The following is a 1,869-nucleotide window of genomic DNA, read 5'->3' as shown; positions in this document are numbered from 1 at the left end:
AACACAGTGGACGCGAGCAACTGAGGACAAGCCCTCGGCCTATTAGTACCAGTCAGCTCCACCCGTTACCGGGCTTCCACATCTGGCCTATCAACCCAGTCGTCTACTGGGAGCCTTAACCACTCAAGGTGGTGGGAATACTCATCTCGAAGCAGGCTTCCCGCTTAGATGCTTTCAGCGGTTATCCTTTCCGAACGTAGCCAACCAGCCATGCCCTTGGCAGGACAACTGGCACACCAGAGGTTCGTCCGTCCCGGTCCTCTCGTACTAGGGACAGCCCTTCTCAATATTCCTACGCGCACAGCGGATAGGGACCGAACTGTCTCACGACGTTCTAAACCCAGCTCGCGTACCGCTTTAATGGGCGAACAGCCCAACCCTTGGGACCGACTCCAGCCCCAGGATGCGACGAGCCGACATCGAGGTGCCAAACCATCCCGTCGATATGGACTCTTGGGGAAGATCAGCCTGTTATCCCCGGGGTACCTTTTATCCGTTGAGCGACAGCGCTTCCACAAGCCACTGCCGGATCACTAGTCCCGACTTTCGTCCCTGCTCGACCCGTCGGTCTCACAGTCAAGCTCCCTTGTGCACTTACACTCAACACCTGATTGCCAACCAGGCTGAGGGAACCTTTGGGCGCCTCCGTTACTCTTTAGGAGGCAACCGCCCCAGTTAAACTACCCATCAGACACTGTCCCTGATCCGGATCACGGACCCAGGTTAGACATCCAGCACGACCAGAGTGGTATTTCAACGACGACTCCACAACCACTGGCGTGGCCGCTTCAAAGTCTCCCACCTATCCTACACAAGCCGAACCGAACACCAATATCAAACTATAGTAAAGGTCCCGGGGTCTTTCCGTCCTGCTGCGCGAAACGAGCATCTTTACTCGTAGTGCAATTTCACCGGGCCTATGGTTGAGACAGTCGAGAAGTCGTTACGCCATTCGTGCAGGTCGGAACTTACCCGACAAGGAATTTCGCTACCTTAGGATGGTTATAGTTACCACCGCCGTTTACTGGCGCTTAAGTTCTCAGCTTCGCACACCCGAAAGTGCACTAACCGGTCCCCTTAACGTTCCAGCACCGGGCAGGCGTCAGTCCGTATACATCGCCTTACGGCTTCGCACGGACCTGTGTTTTTAGTAAACAGTCGCTTCTCGCTGGTCTCTGCGGCCACCCCCAGCTCACCGAGTAAATCGGATCACCAGTGATGGCCCCCCTTCTCCCGAAGTTACGGGGGCATTTTGCCGAGTTCCTTAACCATAGTTCACCCGAACGCCTCGGTATTCTCTACCTGACTACCTGAGTCGGTTTAGGGTACGGGCCGCCATGAAACTCGCTAGAGGCTTTTCTCGACAGCATAGGATCATCCACTTCACCACAATCGGCTCGGCATCAGGTCTCAGACTATGTGCACGACGGATTTACCTACCGTGCGTCCTACACCCTTACCCCGGGACAACCACCGCCCGGGCTGGACTACCTTCCTGCGTCACCCCATCGCTTACCTAATACAAGTCTGGTTCGTCGGCTCCACCACTACCCTCAACTCCGAAGAGATCGGGCCGGCTTCACGGACTTAGCATCGCCTGATTCAGTATTGGGCGTTTCAAAGCGGGTACCGGAATATCAACCGGTTGTCCATCGACTACGCCTGTCGGCCTCGCCTTAGGTCCCGACTTACCCTGGGCAGATCAGCTTGACCCAGGAACCCTTAGTCAATCGGCGCACACGTTTCTCACGTGTGTATCGCTACTCATGCCTGCATTCTCACTCGTGAACCGTCCACAACTCGCTTCCGCGGCTGCTTCACCCGGCACACGACGCTCCCCTACCCATCCCAGCCCCCGTTGGGGGTATA

The 1,869-nt window shown here is 56.2% G+C and carries 1 rRNA gene (running past one end of the window); it reads right to left on the bottom strand.

The features are described from left to right. Window positions 1–22: 22 nt before the first annotated feature. Window positions 23–1,869, bottom strand: a 23S ribosomal RNA gene (locus AB0P41_RS35860) (it continues 1,376 nt past the right edge of the window).

Origin of the sequence: Streptomyces sp. NPDC079167 (genome assembly GCF_040686735.1) — a bacterium.
Lineage (GTDB): Bacteria > Actinomycetota > Actinomycetes > Streptomycetales > Streptomycetaceae > Streptomyces.
Note: the sequence above shows the minus strand (reverse complement) of the source record. Positions and strands in the feature narration are given on the sequence as shown.